Raw genomic sequence first — 17,285 nt, forward strand, 5'->3', positions numbered from 1 at the left:
CTTCCCTCATGTCACGCCTTGTCCGCCTTCTTCCCGACCGCTTCACCCTCTACCTGATCTGCACCGTCATCATCGCCAGCATCGTGCCCGCCCACGGGCAAGGCGTGGTCGTGTTCGGCTGGATCACCAACATCGCGGTCGGCCTGCTGTTCTTCCTGCATGGCGCGCGCCTGTCGCGCGAGGCCATCATCGCCGGCCTGACCCATTGGAAGCTGCACCTCACCATCTTCTCCGCGACCTTCCTGATGTTCCCGCTGTTGGGCCTGGCGCTCAAGCCGGTGCTGGAGCCGCTGGTCACGCCGGAACTCTATCTGGGCATCCTGTTCCTGTGCTGCCTGCCCGCCACGGTGCAATCGGCCATCGCCTTCACCTCGATGGCGCGCGGCAACGTGCCGGCCGCCGTGTGCAGCGCTTCCGCCTCCAGCCTGCTCGGCATCTTCCTCACCCCGCTGCTGGTGGGCACGGTGGTGGCCAACGCAGGCAGCGCCCCGATTTCGTTCGACGCGGTCGGCAAGATCATGCTGCAGCTGCTGCTGCCCTTCGTGCTGGGCCAGTTCGCCCGCCGCTGGATCGGCGCCTGGGTGCACAAGCGCAAGGCCATGCTGAAGTTCGTCGATCAGGGCTCCATCCTGCTGGTGGTCTACACGGCCTTTTCGGAAGCCATCAATGAAGGCCTGTGGAGTTCGACCCCGATCCCCGCGCTGGCCGGCCTGGTGGTGGCATGTGCGGTCATCCTGGCGCTGGCGCTGGGCCTGTCGGCCCTGGCCGGCCGGGTGCTCGGCTTCAACGTGGAAGACCGCATCACGCTGCTGTTCTGCGGTTCGAAGAAAAGCCTGGCCAGCGGCATTCCGATGGCTCAGGTGCTGTTCGCCGGCCACGCCGTGGGCGCGATCGTGCTGCCCCTGATGCTGTTCCACCAGATCCAGCTGATGGTGTGCGGCGTGCTCGCCGCGCGCTTTGGCAAGCGCCCCGAGGCCGAAGCCTGAAGCGGATTCCCGCCTGCAATGAAAAACCGCGCCGAGGCGCGGTTTTTTCTTGGGCCGGAACCGCTCAGTACATGTCGCGCGGCTGCGAACCCGAGAAGTTCAGGAAGCGCGTGCTCGAACCCTGGAAGGTCAGGCGCACCGTGCCGATGGGGCCGTTACGCTGTTTGCCGATGATGATCTCGGCGGTGCCCTTGTCCGGCGAGTCGGGGTTGTAGACCTCGTCGCGGTAGATGAACAGGATCACGTCGGCGTCCTGTTCAATGGCGCCGGATTCGCGCAGGTCGCTCATCACGGGACGCTTGTTGGGGCGCTGTTCCAGGCTTCGGTTCAACTGCGACAGCGCAATCAGCGGGCAGTTGAGTTCCTTGGCCAGGCCCTTGAGCGAGCGGCTGATTTCCGACACTTCAGTGGCCCGGTTTTCGCCCGAACCGTTGCCCGACATGAGCTGCAGGTAGTCGATGATGATCAGGCCCAGCTGGCCGCACTGGCGCGCCAGACGGCGGGTGCGCGCGCGCACTTCCATCGGGCTGAGCGCGGGCGTTTCGTCGATGTAGACCTGCGCGTCCTGCATCAGCTGTACGGCATGCGTCACGCGCGGCCAGTCGTCGGCGATCAGCTTGCCGGTACGCATGCGGTGCTGGTCCAGCAGGCCGACCGAGCCCAGCATACGCATCGCCAACTGCACCGCGCCCATTTCCATGGAAAACACCGCCACGGGCAGGCCCTGTTCGATGGCCACGTGTTCGCCGATGTTCATGGAGAACGAGGTCTTGCCCATGGACGGGCGGCCGGCCACGATGATCAGGTCGCCGCCGTGCATGCCGGACGTCATCTTGTCCAGGTCGGCGAAGCCGGTGGGCACGCCTGTCACATCGGAGCTGCCCTCGCGGTGGTAAAGCTCGTCGATGCGTTCGACCACCTGCGTGAGCAAGGGCTGAATCTCCTGGAAGCCAGCGGCGCCGCGCGACCCTTCCTGCGCAATCTGGAAGACCTTGGATTCGGCCTCGTCCAGCAGTTGGCGGGCTTCCTTGCCTTGCGGATTCAGGGCGGCCGAAGAAATCTCGTCGGCGATCGACACCAGCTTGCGCAGCATGGCGCGCTCGCGCACGATCTCGCCGTAGCGGCGGATGTTGGCGGCGGACGGCGTGTTGTGCGCCAACGCGTTCAAGTAGGCCAGGCCGCCTGCGTCTTCGGCCTTGCCCGCGCTGATCAGGGACTCGTTGACCGTGATCACGTCGGCGGGACGCGCCAGTCCGATGAGGCGGGCGATGTGGTGCCAGATCAGGCGATGGTCGTGGCGATAGAAGTCTTCTTCCACCAGCACGTCGGCGATGCGGTCCCAGGCTGCGTTGTCCAGCAACAGGCCACCCAGAACCGACTGTTCAGCCTCGATGGAATGGGGAGGAACGCGTAGGTACTCGAGCTGGGAATCGGCGGGTGTATTCATGACTTCAATAGTAACGGCTGCAGGATATCCGCGACGCGGAAGAATCCCTGGATATCGCGCGAGGGCAGGCGGCCCAGTACCACGCGCAAGGGCGCCGCAATGGCGCAGAGCACACGCGCCAGGCGTGTCAGGCGAGCGCGTACCTCGGTATCTGGGTTGCTCTCGAAATAGACTTCGAGCGCCAGTTTACCCAGCGTGCGGGCCGCGTCGTCGGGCAATTTACGCAAAGACACCAGAGAGGCCAGCATCTGGAACAGGTCGTAGGCCTGGGCCAACGGACGCGACAGGGTCGAACCGATATTCTCTTCGAAATCGATGCGCCACAGTTCGCCGCCCTGCAAAGTGATATTGCGAATCTGCGCGCCGCCATGCCACATGCCGCGGGCATGGAAGGCGGCCAGATCGGCCGCAGCTGCGCGCGCCAGCCACAAGCGGGAGGTGGTGTCCTCGTTGCGGATCAGGTCGGCCAGGTCCTCGCCGACGTACTCCAGCACCAGCAGGCCCTGCTCCTGCCACCAGACCTCGGGCACGCGGCAGCCGGCCTTCAGCAACTGCGCCAGGCGTTGCGACTCGTGCGCCAGGCCATTGCGCAGCAATACGCCTGGACGCGGAAATTCGCCCAGGAAGATCTTGCATCCCACGCCCAGGAACAGGGCGCGCACATAGCGCAGCGCATAGCTCAGGCCCCGGCCGATGCTGGGCCGGCGCCGCTTGATGATGCAGCGCACACCGTCTATCGTCACATCCCGCACCGACGGTTCACGCGACGCATCCACGCTATCCAGCCAGGCTCGCAAGCCGGGAGGCGCGTTGTGGTGAACGGGGGGCTGAGTCAAGACGTCCTCTGAGGAATGCGGCGCGAAGCCCGGATCGTGGAGTCCGAAGCCTACACGCAATACGCGTGGGGCAAAAAGAAAAAAAGCCGGCACGCGGGCCGGCTTCTTTTTACTGCGGGTACCGGCTTAGGACAGTTCGCCTTCAACCAGAACCGTCACGTCGACCAGAACGTCAGCGTGCAGGGCAACCTGGATCGGGAACTCGCCGACCGACTTCAGTTGGCCGTTGGGCAGGCGCACTTGCGCCTTTTCGACGGCTTCGAAACCGGCCTTCTTCAGACCTTCGGCGATATCGGCGTTGGTAACCGAGCCGAACAGACGGCCGTCGACGCCAGCCTTCTGGGCGATCTTCAGCTGGAAGCCAGCAAGGCGCTCGCCCAGAGCTTGGGCAGCGGCCAGCTTTTCAGCCTGGGCCTTTTCCAGTTCGGCGCGGCGCGCTTCGAATTCCTTCAGGGCGGCGTCGGTTGCACGACGGGCCTTGCGCTGGGGGATCAGGAAGTTGCGGGCGTAGCCATCACGCACGCGGACGACTTCGCCGAGGTTACCCAGGTTGACGACTTTTTCGAGCAGAATAACTTGCATTTCAGTGCCCCGGATTAGTTGTGGTTGTCGGTGTAAGGCAACAGAGCCAGGAAGCGCGCGCGCTTGATGGCCGTGTCCAGCTGGCGCTGGTAGATTGCCTTGGTGCCGGTCAGGCGAGCCGGGATGATCTTGCCGTTTTCTTGCACGAAGTCGCGCAGGGTGTCCAGATCCTTGTAGTCGATCTCTTCCACGCCGGCAGCGGTGAAGCGGCAGAACTTACGACGCTTGAAAAGCGGGTTCTGCTGCGTGAATTTGCGTTTTTCCTTGCGTTTTCCGAAGAAAGCCATGATATGTGCCTCTTTGTTTGAGGGGGCCGGGTTTTACCCAAAACGGGCCCAAACCCCCATAACCTATCCGTATTCAGAAGGCGCTCATCGCGCCTCTTGCCCAATTCCCTTCAAGCCACCAGCGGATCGCGCCCTGCGCTGCCGCTGATCCTGCGTGCCTGCTGCAAATGCAGCTTGACCTTCACCGAGTCCTTGCGGGTAGGAGCCAGAAAGCCCTGCACCAGCAATTCGGACCCTAGCGCGGTGTCCTTCAACAGCAACGCCAGATCGCCCAGTGCCACAGCCGCGATAGTCAGTTCGACGCGGCGCGGGTGGCCTGCTTCGACGACTTCGGACTCGTGCGCCAACACCATTTCCAGTGCGGGCAATCCGGCGGGAGTGTGGCGCAAAGGCTCGCATTCAAGAACGCGGGCGCTGAGTTCCAGCTTATTCATCCTGCCAGGCACCGAGGGGACTTCATGGGATGAGCTCTGCGTGAGCCCTGCTTACTCGGCCTGAGCCGGCGCTGCTGCTTCAGCCGAAGCCTTGCGGGCTTCTTCGCGTTCGACCGACTTCATCATGATCGAGGGCGTGGCTTGAGCCTTCTTGGTCTTGATGACCAGGTGGCGCAGAACGGCGTCGTTGTAGCGGAACGAGTGTTCCAGCTCATCCAGCGTGGCTTGGCCGCACTCGATGTTCAGGCAGACGTAGTGAGCCTTGACGAGCTTCTGGATCGGGTAGGCCAGTTGACGGCGACCCCAGTCTTCCAGGCGATGAACCGAGCCGCCTTGGCCCGTGACCAGCGCTTGGTAACGCTCGACCATGGCGGGCACTTGCTCGCTTTGGTCGGGGTGAACGATAAACACTACTTCGTAGTGACGCATGAGTAAAACTCCTTGAGGATGTCTCGCTGGCCGTCCGTCTTACACCCGCCGCTTTCCATCAGGGGTGGATTGCATCTTGATTTACATCGTGATTTGCAACGTAGACAGTGGCCCGCAAGGGGCAGCCCGCTACCCAAAAACCATGGGCGGTCGAGCAAGAAAGCCCTCGATTATCACCGATCGAGCGGTACAGCGCAAGCCGCCGAGGCCTCAGGAAATCAGGGACGGACTATTCCCGCCCCCCTGCCCCGCCCGCCGAGGCAAATCGGCAACATCGATTTCCTCGGGCCGGTTGACCACGCTGACCATCACATAGCTGATGATCATCAGCAGGAACCACGAGCCCAGCTTGGCAATGGACACCAGTTCCCAGCCCTGCGACTGGTTGGGATAGCGCCAGGCATTGGCAAAGGTGCCGATGTTCTCGGCGAACCAGATGAACAGGGCCACCAGCACGAAACCCAGTAGCAGCGGCATGCGCCGGTAGACCTGCCAAATGCGGAAATACACCCAGGTGCGCGCGAACAGAATGGCGGTCAGCGCGAACAGCGCCCACCGGATATCCAGGATGTAGTGGTGCGCGAAGAAATTCACGTAGATCAGCACCGACAGCGCCACGGTGGCCGCCACCGGCGGATGAGCGCGGAAGCGGAAGTCGAACAGGCGCCAGACGCGCGCCAGGTAGCTGCCCACCGCCGCATACATGAAACCCGTGAACAACGGCACGCCGCCGATGCGCAGCACGCTGGCCTCGGGATAGATCCACGAGCCCGCGGCGGTCTTGAACACTTCCATGCCCGTGCCCACCACGTGGAACAGCAGGATCACGCGCGCCTCGCTCCAGGTTTCCATGCGCAGCGCCAGCAGCAGCGCCTGGATGCCCAAGGCCGCCAGGGTCAGGAAATCGTAGCGGGCCAACGCGGCGTCCTTCGGATACCACCAGTGCGTGCCGAGCAGCAGCGCGCACATCAGGCCGCCGAACAGGCAGGCCCAGGCCTGCTTCACGCCGAAGCGGAAGAACTCGTAGAGGGCGACGCCAAAACGGCCGCGGCCGGCCAGATTGCTGGCCAGCCGCGATTCCCACTGCTGCAGCCCCGCGATGAGCGGCCAATCATTGGCCGCCGGATGGCTCACGGAAAACTCAGCCTTCCACGACGGCGTAGGCCGAGTGGTTGTGGATGGATTCGAAGTTCTCGGCTTCCACGCGGTAGCGGGCGATGCCGGGATGCGCGTTCAGGCGGGCAGCCACGTCGCGCACCAGGTCCTCGACGAATTTAGGGTTGTCGTAGGCGCGTTCGGTGACGTACTTCTCGTCCGGGCGCTTGAGCAGGCCCCACAGCTCGCAGGAGCCCTCTTCCTCGATCAGGCGGATAACGCCGTCCATGCCGATGTCGGCATTCAGGATGGCGGACACCGTGACGTGCGAGCGCTGGTTGTGCGCGCCGTACTCGGAGATGGCCTTGGAGCACGGACAGAGGCTGGTCACGGGCACCTGCACGATCAGTTCGAACTCGACCTCGTCGCCCTGGGCACGGGCGATCCACTGCACTTCATAGTCCAGCAGGCTTTGCACGCCGGAGATCGGGGCGGACTTGTTGATGAAGTACGGGAAGGCAGCGGTGATGTCGCCGCGCTCGGCATGCAGCAGCGGCAGCATGTCGGCCGCCATGGCGCGGAACAGGGTCGGCGTCATGGGGGTGCTGCGGTACTTTTCCAGCAGCGCCACGAAGCGGGACATATGCGTCCCCTTTTCTTCGGGCGGCAGGGCGACGGTCAGCGTCCAGTTGGCAACGGTGCCTTGGGGCGAGCCGTCGCCGCTTTCAATCAACATGGGGTGGCGCACGCCACGGATGCCCACGCGCTGAATCGGGATGTGCCGGGTGTCCGCCGAACTCTGGACGTCGGGCATCACGAGGGCGGGGTCGATCGGAGAATTCATTTCGGCTTACCTGTCTAGGCAATCAGTCGTGAAAACGCACGGGCCTAGGAATCTTTGAGAGGGGGCCATTATCGCCCATAGTCCGCCAATCGCCAGGGAAAACCCTTTTATTCGTAGGTTGGCGGGGCCGGAACAGTGTGTTTCATTCCTGCGGACAAAGCCCGCAGGAATCGGAGCGGATTCAGCCCAGCAGGTCGGCGTAGCGGGCGCGGATCGAGCTTTCGATGCCCGCCGCGTCCAGGCCTACGCCGGCCCACAGCGCCGACTGCTCGCCATGGTCGATGAACTCGTCGGGCAGGCCCAGTTGCAGCACCGGGATCATGACGCCGGCCGCGCTCAGCGTTTCCAGCACCGCGCTACCCGCGCCGCCCATGATGGAGGCATCTTCCAGCGTAACCAGCGCGTCGTGGCGGCTGGCCAAGTCGAGGATCAGTTCGCGGTCGATCGGCTTGACGAAGCGCATGTCGGCCACGGTGGCGTCGAGCTTTTCGGCGGCGCCCAGCGCAGCCTGGACCAGCGTACCGAAGCCCAGGATGGCGATCTTGCGGCCTTCCCGGCGCACCACGCCGCGGCCGAGTTCGACCGTGCCCAGGCCGGTCTCTTCCGTGGCGCCGCAGCCGGCGCCGCGCGGATAGCGCACCGACGCAGGGCCGGGATACTGATAACAGGTCGACAGCAGCAGCCGCGTTTCGTTTTCGTCCGAAGGCGTGGCCACCACCATGTTGGGCACGCAGCGCAGGAAGGCGATGTCGTAGTTGCCGGCATGCGTGGCGCCGTCCGCGCCCACCAGGCCGGCGCGGTCCAGCGCGAAGGTCACGTCCAGGTTCTGCAGGGCGACGTCATGGATGAACTGGTCGTAGCCGCGCTGCATGAAGGTGGAGTAGATCGCGACCACGGGCTTCTGGCCTTCGCAGGCGATGCCGGCGGCGAAGGTCACGGCGTGCTGCTCGGCGATGCCCACGTCGAAATAGCGCTGCGGAAAGCGTTGCTCGAATTCCACCAGCCCGCTGCCTTCGCGCATGGCGGGCGTGATGGCGACCAGGCGCGAATCCTGTTCGGCCATGTCGCACAGCCACTGGCCGAATACCTGCGTGAAGCTGCGCTTGCCCGGCCCCTTCGATTGCTGAATGCCAACCGCAGGATCGAACTTGCCGGGGCCGTGGTACAGCACCGGATCGGCCTCGGCCAGCTTGTAGCCCTGCCCCTTCTTGGTGACTACGTGCAGGAACTGCAGGCCTTCCAACGCCTTGAGGTTCTGCAGCGTGGGCACCAGCGCGTCCAGGTCGTGCCCGTCGATCGGGCCGACGTAGTTGAAGCCGAATTCCTCGAACAGCGTGGCCGGCGTGACCATGCCCTTGGCATGCTCTTCGAAGCGGCGCGCCAGCTCCAGCACCGGCGGCACGTGCTGCAGCACCGCGCGGCCGACATTCTTGGCGGCCGCGTAGAAGCGGCCCGACATCAGGCGCGCCAGGTAGCGGTTCAGCGCCCCCACCGGCGGCGAGATCGACATGTCGTTGTCGTTCAGGATCACCAGCAGATTGATGTTGGGCGTGACGCCGGCATTGTTCATGGCTTCGAAGGCCATGCCCGCGGACATCGCGCCGTCGCCGATGATGGCGATGTGCTGGCGCTGCACGCCGGCGTTGCGCGACGCCACCGCCATGCCCAGCGCGGCCGAGATGGAGGTGGACGAATGCGCGGTGCCGAAGGCGTCGTATTCGGATTCGCTGCGTTTCGGGAAGCCCGAAATCCCATCCTGCTGGCGCAGCTTGGCCATGCCGGCGCGGCGCCCGGTCAGGATCTTGTGCGGGTAGGACTGGTGGCCCACGTCCCAGACGATGCGGTCGTGCGGCGTGTCGAATACCTGATGCAGGGCCAGGGTGAGCTCGACCGTGCCCAGGTTGGACGACAGATGCCCGCCCGTCTTGGACACCGATTCCAGCACGAAGCCGCGCAGCTCGTCGGCCAGCCGTTTCAGCTCGCGGCGATCCAGGCGCTTGAGGTCTGCCGGGGATTGAATGCGGTCCAGTAAATCTGTCGTCATGCTTTTATGTGGTTCGTTGGCCCGGCCTGCCTCCAGCCCGGGCTGGTCCCGGCTCAGCGGTCTCGTAGGACGATGAAGTCGGCCAGTTCAGCCAGGCGCGATCCAGCCTCGCCCAGCGGAGCCAGGGCAGCCAGCGCGTCCTCACGCAGTTCCTGGGCAAACGCGCGCGCGCCGTCCAGACCCAGCAGCGATACATAGGTGGGCTTGTTTTCGGCGGCGTCCTTGCCCGGCGTCTTGCCCAGGCTGGCGCTGTCGGCGGTCACGTCCAGAATGTCATCGACCACCTGGAAGGCCAGCCCCACGGCCTGCGCATAGGCGTCCAGCGCCTGGCGCGAGGCCGAGCTGGCGCCTGCCACGATGCCGCCCAGGGCCACGCTGCAAGCCAATATGGCGCCCGTCTTCATGCTGTGCATGGTTTGCAGTTCGTCGCGCGACAACGCGCGGCCAACGCTGAACAGGTCGATGGCCTGGCCGCCGGCCATGCCCTGGCTGCCGGCGGCGCGCGCCAGCGACTGGGTGGCCTGCACGATCAGCGCGGGCGCAATCGGCATGGAGGCCAGCAAATCGAAGGCCAGCGGCTGCAGCGCATCGCCCGCCAGCATGGCGGTGGCTTCGTCGAATTTCACATGGGTGGTGGGGCGGCCGCGGCGCAGCGTGTCGTCATCCATGCAGGGCAGATCGTCGTGCACCAGCGAATAGGCGTGGATCAGTTCCACCGCCGCGGCGGCGCGGTCCAGCGAGGCCTGCACGGCCAGCACGCTGCCGCTGACGGGGCAGGCCTGCCCCGCCGCATAGACCAGCGCGGCGCGCACGCGCTTGCCGCCGCCGAGCACGGCGTAACGCATGGCTTCGTGCAGCCGCGAGGGCAACGCATCCGCCGGGGGCAACAGGTCATCCAGCACGTCTTCGACGTGCTGCACGCGCCCTTGCAACCATTCCGGAAAGGCGAGTTGAATTTGCTTCATCGGGTTCTTATTCGTCATCCAGCGCCGCCGGGTCCAACGGACGCAGCAAATCGCCTTCCAGGACCTTGACCTGCTGTTCGGCCTGCGCCAAGCGTTCCTGGCAGACCCGCGTGAGCGCCACGCCGCGCCGGTAGGCGGCCAGCGACTGCTCCAGCGGCAACGAGCCGTCTTCCATGGCCGCTACCAGCGATTCGAGTTCGGCCAGCGCCGTTTCGAAATCCTGGGGCAAGGGACGGTCATCGATCTGCGGATCGGCTTGTGAGGGTTTGGCCAAACGGGTCTCCGAGGGCGCTAGGGGGTGGATCAATCCGTGAATTGTACGAGATACCCGCAAGGCCGTCGGGCTTGCCGCCGCGCGCCGCGCGTCTCAGGCCGGAGCGCCCGCCAGCCCCGCTATGGCAGCCTGCAGCAGCGGCGCCACGCGCGTGCGCAGGTCCGCCTCCGGCAACAGGCTGGCCGGCCCGCCGCAACTCATGACGAAGACGCCCTCGCCGGTGATGGACGAGAACGGCACCGCCACCGCGTTGATCCCCGACTGCCATTCGCCGATGGCGTAGCAGCAGCCCGTGTCCCGCAGTTCCGCCCGGGCGCGCTCGATGGCGTCCGCGGCCGGCGCCGTCTCGCCCAGGCGGGCCAGCGCTTCGCCGCAAGCCTGGGGCGGCAAGCTGGCCAGGTATGCCCGGCCCATGGCGCTGTCCAGGCTGGCGCGATAGCCCACCGGCAGGCGCAGATACAGCGCCGAAGAACCGTGGATGGCTTCGACGTAGGTCATGGCATCGCCATCGAAGGCGCCCAGGGCGACCGCGCCGCCGGTGGCGCGCGCCAGCTCGGTCATCGAGGCCTTGGCCAGCTCGCGCACCTCCAGTCCGGCCAACAGGCCGAAACCCAGCGCCAGCACGCCGTAACCGGGCGAGTACTTGCCAGTGTCCGGGTGATAGCGCAGATAACCCAATTCGGTAAGGGTGTAGGTAATGCGGCTGATAGTGGGCTTGGGCAGGCCGGTCAGGCGCGCCAGGTCCAGATTGCCCAGCGCCGACACGCCATGGCGGAAGCAACGCAGCACGTCCAATCCGCGCGCCAGCGCCGTAATGAAGTCGGGAGAGTTGGCGCCCTCGCCCGTGCCGGCGGCGCGCTTGCGGCGCGCGGGCAGGCTCAGTTCGACTTTGCCGTCGGGCTTGGCGGCGGGATGCGCGATGCGCTTGGCGTCAGAAAAAGATTGCATTTCTATTCGCTTCGTTTTTATAGTTTATTTCGAATGACAAAATTAAATTCCATTTTGCGGAATTTAATTCATCCAAGGAGACCTGGCAAGCACTGCTCCGCGGCGCCAAGCCAGGCCCGACCCGCCACTCATGCACACGTTTTCAAGGGGAAAACATGCTTCGCACTAGCTTCAAACTGCTGGCCACGCTGCTCCTCAGCGCGGCGGCGCTGGGCGCCCAAGCCCAAACCTATCCCGCCCGGCCGATCAAGGTGGTCTCGCCCTTCCCCGCCGGCGGCGCCACCGACGTGCTGACCCGGATCCTGGCCGAACGCATGGCCAAGACGCTGGGCCAGCCCATGATCGTCGAGAACAAGGCGGGCGCCGGCACCTCGATCGGGGCGGCATTCGTTTCGCGCGAGGCGCCGGACGGCTACACCATCCTGATGGCGACCAACTCCACGCTGGTCACCAACCGCTATCTATACAAGGAACTGCCCTACGATCCCGACGGCTTCGCCCGCATCGGCATGGTTGGCGTGGGACCGCTGGTGCTGCTGTCCAGCCCCAAGCGGCCCTTCAACAGCACCCAGGACGTGGTCGCCTACGCCAAGCAAAACCCGGGCAAGCTGACCTTCGCCACCTTCGGCCCGGGCACGTCCTCGCACCTGGCAGGTGAACTCTTCAAGGAACGCGCGGGCATCGACATCCTGCACGTGCCGTTCAAGGGCGCGACCCAGGCCCTGCCCGCCCTGGTCAGCGGCGACGTAGACCTGTTCTTCGATATGGTGGCCACCGGCATGCCGCAGGCCGATGCCGGCAAGGTCAAGGTTTTCGCCATCACCAGCCCTGGCCGCCTGGCGACGCAACCCAAGCTGGCGACGCTGGCCGAGCAAGGCTATCCCGCGTTCGACATGACCGCCTGGTTCAGCTTCGTGGCGCCCAAGGGCACTCCCGCCCCCGTCATGGAAAAACTGCAGCAGGCCCTGGTCGAAACCCTGCAGGACGAAACCGTCAAGAAACGCATGCTGGACATGGGCATCGATCCCCGCTCCGGCACCGCCGCCGAACTGGACAAGCAGATCAAGACCGAACAACCCATCGTGGCGCAGTTGATCAAGCAGGCCAATATCGTTCTGCAATGATGGCGCTGGCCGTTTCGTGACAAAACGTAGGCGGGCCCGCGCCCGTCCATGAATGCGCCGCGCCGCGCGGCTCCCACCGGCAGAGGCCCCCACGGCCCCTGCCGGTTTTTGTTGCGCCACCGACAGGCCCTCTAACCCCTGGATACAGAACCGGGGCGCGACCGGCTGCTAAGGTGAAAAGGCAAACACCGCAACGGGAGCCCGATGTCGTACACCGAAGAGAAATATGCGCGCCTGGATGCCGCGCGCTGGTTGGCGGCGGTGGCGGTCGTGCTGCTGCACAGCGCGGCCATGGTAGTCAGCAATCCGGCCGTCTACGGCGGAGGCGCTTGGCTGGCCGCCAATCTATACGACTCGGCTGCGCGCTGGTGCGTGCCCGTATTCGTCATGGTCAGCGGCGCCCTGCTGCTGGATCCCGACAAGCCGCAGGACGCGCGCCAGTTCTACAGCCGGCGCATGGCGCGGATCTGCGCGCCGCTGCTGTTCTGGACGTTCTTCTATCTGGCATGGCGCACGGCGCTGGACTGGTGGGACGACGGCCGCATCGATTTTTCGTTCTGGCCGCGCAAGCTGGTCCAGGGCGAACCCTACTACCACTTGTGGTACCTGTACATGATCGTGGGCCTGTACCTGTTCGCGCCGCTGGTGCGCCTCCTGTATGCGCGCAGCACGCCGCGGGCGCGCGCGCTGTGGGTGGTGGGCATCCTGGGCGTGGCGATCCTGGACGCGCTGTACCGCCGCGCGCTGGACGCGCCCGCCGGCTTCTTCCTGACCTGGTTCCTGCCCTATCTGGGCTACTTCGTGGCGGGCCGCCTGATCTTCGACGGCCAGATGCGCATCCCCCGCCCCGGCCTGATGCTGGCAGCCAGCGTGGCCGCGACTGCGCTGGGCGTGTATGCGATGTCGAGCAACCGCGCGCTGGATACCTACTTCTATGATTACTTCAGCCTCACCGTACCCTTCATGTCGCTGGCCGCATTCCAATGGATCATCGCGTCGCCGCGCCTGCCGCGGCTGGCCTCGCTGGCGCCATTGACCTTCGGCGTCTATCTGATCCATCCGCTGTTCCTGGACGTGGCGCACCGCGCCGGCGCCCTGACGGGCGCGCGCAATGACGCCTGGACCTTGCCCGTGCTGGCCGCTGGCGTGTTCGCGCTGTCGGCGGCCAGCAGCTGGCTGTTGAGGCGCCATCCCGCGACACGGCGCTTCGTCTGAAAGGCCTACATCTTCAAGGGGTTATGCCGCAGCAGGCACGCATCAGCCGGGCATGGCATAACTTCACGAAGCTTCGCAGATCTTCACGGGCGCGGGGTAAGGGCTTGGGGTACAATTCACGGCTTATTTGATCGGCCAGACACCGATTTTTCTTCGCGCCAGCACGGACTGCACCCAGCGGATTTCAAGCCGCCAGGCAAGTGCTTCTCCGTCCTGGCTTTTTTATCCGAGCGGGGGGAATCATGACCGACATCGGTCGGATGGCACATGTAGTGCCAGCTCGCACCCAGCTACCCGTCAGCGCGTATTTTGACGAAGCCCTCTTTGCCCGCGAGCAAGAACTCATTTTCAAGCAATCCTCACAATACGTCGGCCACCAGAAAGTGGTGCCCGAAATCGGGGATTGGCGTACGTTGGCCCAGGAAGACGGAGGACGCGTGCTGGTTCGCAACCAGCAAGGCGTCGAACTCATCTCAAATGTCTGCCGCCATCGCCAGGCTTTGATGCTTGGCGGCGAGGCTGGCAATGTGGCCGGCAACTGCAATTCGCATGGCAACCTGAAGGCAACCGGCGGCAATATTGTCTGCCCCTTGCATCGCTGGACGTACAACAACCAGGGCGAGTTGTTGGGCGCGCCCCAGTTCGCCACCACGCCCTGCATGAACCTGCAGAAGTTCCGCCTGCGCGACTGCCATGGCTTGCTGTTCGAAGGCCCGCGCGATCCGGCCGCCGACATGGCGCCGCTGTTCTCGCGTCCGGAATTCGACTTCGGCGACTACGTGCTGGACCACGTCGAAGTGCACCAGTGCAACTACAACTGGAAGACCTTCATCGAGGTCTACCTGGAGGACTACCACGTCGGTCCGTTTCACCCGGGCCTGGGCCGCTTCGTCACCTGCGACGACCTGAGCTGGGAGTTCAACGACTGGTACAGCCTGCAGAAGGTCGGCGTGCACAACGCCCTGGCGCAACCGGGATCCGACGTGTACAAGCAGTGGCATGACCGCCTGCTGGCGTTCCGCGAAGGCGACGCGCCGGATTTCGGCGCGGTCTGGGTCACGTATTTCCCGACCCACATGATCGAGCTGTATCCACACGTGCTGGTGCTCTCCACGCTGTATCCGAAGAGCCCGCAGGAAACGGTGAACGTGGTCGAGTTCTACTACCCCGAGGAAATCGCGGCCTTCGAACGCGAATTCGTCGAGGCGCAGCGCGCCGCCTACATGGAAACGGCCATCGAGGACGACGAGATCGCCGAGCGCATGGACGCGGGCCGCAAGGCGCTGATGCTGCGCGGCGTGAACGAAACCGGTCCTTACCAGTCACCCATGGAAGACGGCATGCAGCACTTCCATGAATGGTATCGCCGCATCATGCAGGAGGGGGGCTGAAGCCCAGCTTGCACGCCGTCCCCATGCAGAAAGGCCTCGCAATGCGCGAGGCCTTTCCTTTTTCCGGTGGCCGGGATCAGTGGCCCAGCACGCCCGCCACCGTGCGCTCGCCGATGGCCAGTCCCACCGTCATGCCCACGCCCGAATGCATCACCGCCACCGTCGTGGCGGGATCGACCGGCATGACTGAGAACGGCGCCGGACCATGCGCGCCATAAACGCCCTGCCAGCGCTCGATCACCCGCAGCCGCGCGCCCAGGGCCTGGGTCGCCAGGTCCAGCATGGCGTTGTCGACCGCCTCGTCGTTGAACGGCAGCGCGTCCTGGCCGTAGCGGTGCGAATCCCCGATGATCAGTTCTCCATGGGGCGTGGGGCTGATCAGCAGGTGGATGCCGTTGTCCAGCAGCATGGGCGTGCGCACCTGGATCACGTCGCGCAGCGCCAGCGCCGAAGGCAGATCGGAGAACGCGCCGTAGTGTACACAGGACAGGCCCGTCAGCAAGGGGCGGTCCAGCGCGATGGGGTTGGTCTCGAATGCCGCGCGTAGCATCTGTAGGCGCGTGACCTCCAGGTTCAGCGGCGCGAAGCGCTCGGGCAGCAAGGTCAGGTAGTCGTGCCCCGGGCAGACGAAGACGTGTCCGCCCTTGAATTCGCCCGCCGAGGTGCACACCCGCCCGTCCTCGACCGCGCGCGCCAGCGTGCCGGTGATGAACGTCACGCCCAGCGATTCCGCCAGGTAGCGTGTGATGGCGGGGAGCGCCTCGCGCGAATAGATCTGCAGATCGTCATGCCCTTGCAGGCCCGCGCAGTGATGTGCCAGCTGTCCGCCATACAGCCGGGCCACCTCGCGGCCCGACAGCAGGTCGGCGCGATAGCCTTCCTGGCGCATGCGCGTGTCGGCGAACTCCTGCAGCACGTCGGCCTCTTCGGCATTGCGCGCCAACACCAGGGCGCCGTTGGCGCGCACATGGAAACCGGCGCGGTCCGCCAACTCCAGCCACAGCTCGCGCGCCTGCTGGGCGTGCGACAGCATCATGCCGGGCGCCTGGCCTGTCACGATGACCTGGCCGAAATTGCGGATGGTGGCGCCGTGCGCCTGGCGGCTGCGCTCGATCACGGCCACCGACAGGCCGCGCTTGGCGGCCGCCCAGGCGTGGGCAATGCCGAGCATACCGGCGCCCACCACGACTACATCGAATTTTTTCATAGCTGGAGCCCCACCGAAGCGTGTCAACACGACGAAGAACGGCAAGGTGAAACCGAAAGGTGAAATGGAAGGAATGCGCGGGTAGCGACCGGTCTGGCGCTGCCCGCCATGCTTGCCTGCTTACTTCTTCTTCGGCTCGGACTTGCCGTCGTAGCGCTTGCTCCACTCGGCGATGATGCGGTCGCGGTTGGTGGCGGCCCAGGTGAAGTCGTTCTTGATCATGCGCTGGGTCAGGTCGGCCGGCAGGTTGGGGTTGGACGTGGCGATCGACGGGATGGCCAGCACGGCGAAGTTGGCCTTGTACAGCTCGTTGGCCTCGCGGCTGGCGGAGAAGTCGGCCAGCTTGCGCGCGGCTTCCAGGTTCTTGGTGCCCTTCATGATGGCGGTGGCTTCCACTTCCCAGCCCAGTCCTTCCGAGGGGAACACGGCTTCGACCGGCGCGCCGTCGGCCTTCAGCTTGGCGGCGCGGTAGTCGAACGACACACCGATCGGGAATTCGCCGGCTGCGGCCATGTTGCAAGGCTTGGAGCCCGAGTGCGTGTACGAGCCGATGTTCTTGTGCAGGGCGTCCATGTAGGCCCAGCCCTTCTCTTCGCCGAAGATCTGCAGCCAGGCGCTGACGTCCAGGAAGCCCGTGCCCGAGGATGCCGGGTTCGGCATCACGATCTTGCCGGCGTAAACCGGCTTGGTCAGGTCCTGCCACGAGGTGGGCTTGGGCAGCTTCTGCTTTTCGGCTTCGATGGTGTTGAAGCAGATTGCGGCGGCGAAGCCGTCCATGCCGACCCAGCTGGGCTCGGCCTTGGCATCGCGCATGTTGGCGGCGATCTGGTCCAGGCCCTTGGGGGCGTAGGGCTGCAGCATGCCTTCCTTGTCCATCAGGCCCAGCGAGGTGCCGGCCAGGCCCCAGATGGCGTCGGCCTTGGGGTTGTTCTTTTCGGCCAGCAGCTTGGCCGTGATGATGCCGGTGGAGTCGCGCACCCACTGGATCTTGATGTCGGGATTGGCCTTCTCGAACGCGGCCTGGTAGGCCTTGATCTGGTCGGCTTCGAGCGCGGTGTAGACCGTCAGCGTGGTCTCGGCGGAGGCGGCGCCCATCACGCCCGTCAGGGCGGCGGCCAGTGCAAGCAGCTTGTAGCGATTCATGAAGTACTCCGTTGGTAGGCGGAAAAAGGCTGAG

Annotated in this window: 18 protein-coding genes; 4 read left to right on the top strand and 14 right to left on the bottom strand. The window is 65.1% G+C overall.

Annotated features, from left to right (window positions below; translation table 11 throughout):
* The first annotated feature begins 8 nt into the window (after positions 1-8).
* Positions 9-986: a bile acid:sodium symporter family protein gene (locus WBB14_RS07980; RefSeq protein ID WP_424239354.1), complete on the top strand. Its 978-nt coding sequence runs from the start codon at positions 9-11 to the stop codon at positions 984-986.
* 64 nt (positions 987-1,050) lie between these two features.
* On the opposite strand, the gene WBB14_RS07985 is transcribed toward WBB14_RS07980, so the two are convergent.
* The 12 genes from WBB14_RS07985 to WBB14_RS08040 form a co-directional block, all read right to left on the bottom strand.
* The gene (locus WBB14_RS07985) at positions 1,051-2,433 is read right to left on the bottom strand and encodes a replicative DNA helicase (protein ID WP_332010884.1); all 1,383 of its coding nucleotides are present in this window, start codon (positions 2,431-2,433) and stop codon (positions 1,051-1,053) included.
* Entirely contained in the window at positions 2,430-3,269 is an 840-nt protein-coding gene (locus WBB14_RS07990; RefSeq protein ID WP_424239355.1) for a hypothetical protein, read from the bottom strand. Before WBB14_RS07990 ends, WBB14_RS07985 begins: the two co-directional genes overlap by 4 nt.
* 126 nt (positions 3,270-3,395) lie before the next feature.
* On the bottom strand, positions 3,396-3,851 hold the full coding sequence (gene rplI, locus WBB14_RS07995) for a 50S ribosomal protein L9 (protein ID WP_424239356.1): 456 nt from the start codon (positions 3,849-3,851) through the stop codon (positions 3,396-3,398).
* A 14-nt stretch (positions 3,852-3,865) separates the two neighbouring features.
* Complete coding sequence (gene rpsR / locus WBB14_RS08000) at positions 3,866-4,138, bottom strand: 30S ribosomal protein S18 (RefSeq protein ID WP_006218308.1); 273 nt, start codon at positions 4,136-4,138, stop codon at positions 3,866-3,868.
* A 110-nt stretch (positions 4,139-4,248) separates the two neighbouring features.
* Positions 4,249-4,572 carry a primosomal replication protein N gene (priB, locus tag WBB14_RS08005; RefSeq protein WP_013392508.1) on the bottom strand — a complete coding sequence of 108 codons (324 nt, stop codon included), beginning with the start codon at positions 4,570-4,572 and terminating at the stop codon, positions 4,249-4,251.
* 51 nt (positions 4,573-4,623) lie between these two features.
* The gene (rpsF, locus tag WBB14_RS08010; RefSeq protein WP_013392507.1) at positions 4,624-5,001 is read right to left on the bottom strand and encodes a 30S ribosomal protein S6; all 378 of its coding nucleotides are present in this window, start codon (positions 4,999-5,001) and stop codon (positions 4,624-4,626) included.
* Between the two features lie 210 nt (positions 5,002-5,211).
* On the bottom strand, positions 5,212-6,135 hold the full coding sequence (locus WBB14_RS08015) for a DUF817 domain-containing protein (protein WP_424239357.1): 924 nt from the start codon (positions 6,133-6,135) through the stop codon (positions 5,212-5,214).
* Between the two features lie 7 nt (positions 6,136-6,142).
* Positions 6,143-6,940, bottom strand: a complete 798-nt coding sequence (folE2, locus tag WBB14_RS08020) for a GTP cyclohydrolase FolE2 (protein WP_173143174.1) — start codon at positions 6,938-6,940, stop codon at positions 6,143-6,145.
* 181 nt (positions 6,941-7,121) lie between these two features.
* On the bottom strand, positions 7,122-8,984 hold the full coding sequence (dxs, locus tag WBB14_RS08025; protein ID WP_424239358.1) for a 1-deoxy-D-xylulose-5-phosphate synthase: 1,863 nt from the start codon (positions 8,982-8,984) through the stop codon (positions 7,122-7,124).
* Between the two features lie 53 nt (positions 8,985-9,037).
* Entirely contained in the window at positions 9,038-9,949 is a 912-nt protein-coding gene (locus WBB14_RS08030; RefSeq protein ID WP_424239359.1) for a polyprenyl synthetase family protein, read from the bottom strand.
* Between the two features lie 7 nt (positions 9,950-9,956).
* Complete coding sequence (locus WBB14_RS08035) at positions 9,957-10,223, bottom strand: exodeoxyribonuclease VII small subunit (protein WP_424239360.1); 267 nt, start codon at positions 10,221-10,223, stop codon at positions 9,957-9,959.
* A gap of 93 nt (positions 10,224-10,316) precedes the next feature.
* Positions 10,317-11,171 carry an IclR family transcriptional regulator gene (locus WBB14_RS08040; protein WP_424239361.1) on the bottom strand — a complete coding sequence of 285 codons (855 nt, stop codon included), beginning with the start codon at positions 11,169-11,171 and terminating at the stop codon, positions 10,317-10,319.
* Positions 11,172-11,326: 155 nt separating this feature from the next.
* Between WBB14_RS08040 and WBB14_RS08045 the strand changes: the two genes are divergently transcribed.
* The 3 genes from WBB14_RS08045 (at position 11,327) to WBB14_RS08055 (ending at position 14,901) form a co-directional block, all read left to right on the top strand.
* Positions 11,327-12,295 (top strand): Bug family tripartite tricarboxylate transporter substrate binding protein, encoded by a 969-nt coding sequence (locus WBB14_RS08045; RefSeq protein ID WP_424239362.1) that lies wholly within the window; start codon positions 11,327-11,329, stop codon positions 12,293-12,295.
* A 204-nt stretch (positions 12,296-12,499) separates the two neighbouring features.
* Positions 12,500-13,510 (top strand): acyltransferase, encoded by a 1,011-nt coding sequence (locus WBB14_RS08050; RefSeq protein ID WP_424239363.1) that lies wholly within the window; start codon positions 12,500-12,502, stop codon positions 13,508-13,510.
* Between the two features lie 242 nt (positions 13,511-13,752).
* On the top strand, positions 13,753-14,901 hold the full coding sequence (locus tag WBB14_RS08055; protein ID WP_424239364.1) for an aromatic ring-hydroxylating oxygenase subunit alpha: 1,149 nt from the start codon (positions 13,753-13,755) through the stop codon (positions 14,899-14,901).
* Positions 14,902-14,977: 76 nt separating this feature from the next.
* Here the strand turns inward: WBB14_RS08055 and WBB14_RS08060 are convergent, their stop codons facing one another.
* Both WBB14_RS08060 and WBB14_RS08065 read right to left on the bottom strand, forming a co-directional pair.
* Positions 14,978-16,108, bottom strand: a complete 1,131-nt coding sequence (locus WBB14_RS08060; RefSeq protein ID WP_424239365.1) for a TIGR03364 family FAD-dependent oxidoreductase — start codon at positions 16,106-16,108, stop codon at positions 14,978-14,980.
* A gap of 120 nt (positions 16,109-16,228) precedes the next feature.
* Positions 16,229-17,251: a putative 2-aminoethylphosphonate ABC transporter substrate-binding protein gene (locus tag WBB14_RS08065; protein WP_424239366.1), complete on the bottom strand. Its 1,023-nt coding sequence runs from the start codon at positions 17,249-17,251 to the stop codon at positions 16,229-16,231.
* Between the last annotated feature and the right edge of the window lie 34 nt (positions 17,252-17,285).

The organism is Achromobacter sp., from assembly GCF_049647645.1.
Classification (GTDB): domain Bacteria; phylum Pseudomonadota; class Gammaproteobacteria; order Burkholderiales; family Burkholderiaceae_B; genus Achromobacter.

Excerpts from the sequence above, each read along its gene's own strand:
- WBB14_RS07985 (WP_332010884.1), bottom strand. The coding sequence starts at position 2,433 with ATGAATACACCCGCCGATTCCCAGCTCGAGTACCTACGCGTTCCTCCC.
- folE2 (WP_173143174.1), bottom strand. The coding sequence starts at position 6,940 with ATGAATTCTCCGATCGACCCCGCCCTCGTGATGCCCGACGTCCAGAGT.
- WBB14_RS08055 (WP_424239364.1), top strand. The coding sequence starts at position 13,753 with ATGACCGACATCGGTCGGATGGCACATGTAGTGCCAGCTCGCACCCAG.
- rpsF (WP_013392507.1), bottom strand. The coding sequence starts at position 5,001 with ATGCGTCACTACGAAGTAGTGTTTATCGTTCACCCCGACCAAAGCGAG.
- WBB14_RS08050 (WP_424239363.1), top strand. The coding sequence starts at position 12,500 with ATGTCGTACACCGAAGAGAAATATGCGCGCCTGGATGCCGCGCGCTGG.
- priB (WP_013392508.1), bottom strand. The coding sequence starts at position 4,572 with ATGAATAAGCTGGAACTCAGCGCCCGCGTTCTTGAATGCGAGCCTTTG.
- dxs (WP_424239358.1), bottom strand. The coding sequence starts at position 8,984 with ATGACGACAGATTTACTGGACCGCATTCAATCCCCGGCAGACCTCAAG.
- WBB14_RS08065 (WP_424239366.1), bottom strand. The coding sequence starts at position 17,251 with ATGAATCGCTACAAGCTGCTTGCACTGGCCGCCGCCCTGACGGGCGTG.
- WBB14_RS07980 (WP_424239354.1), top strand. The coding sequence starts at position 9 with ATGTCACGCCTTGTCCGCCTTCTTCCCGACCGCTTCACCCTCTACCTG.
- WBB14_RS08045 (WP_424239362.1), top strand. The coding sequence starts at position 11,327 with ATGCTTCGCACTAGCTTCAAACTGCTGGCCACGCTGCTCCTCAGCGCG.
- rplI (WP_424239356.1), bottom strand. The coding sequence starts at position 3,851 with ATGCAAGTTATTCTGCTCGAAAAAGTCGTCAACCTGGGTAACCTCGGC.
- WBB14_RS08040 (WP_424239361.1), bottom strand. The coding sequence starts at position 11,171 with ATGCAATCTTTTTCTGACGCCAAGCGCATCGCGCATCCCGCCGCCAAG.
- WBB14_RS08060 (WP_424239365.1), bottom strand. The coding sequence starts at position 16,108 with ATGAAAAAATTCGATGTAGTCGTGGTGGGCGCCGGTATGCTCGGCATT.
- WBB14_RS08030 (WP_424239359.1), bottom strand. The coding sequence starts at position 9,949 with ATGAAGCAAATTCAACTCGCCTTTCCGGAATGGTTGCAAGGGCGCGTG.
- rpsR (WP_006218308.1), bottom strand. The coding sequence starts at position 4,138 with ATGGCTTTCTTCGGAAAACGCAAGGAAAAACGCAAATTCACGCAGCAG.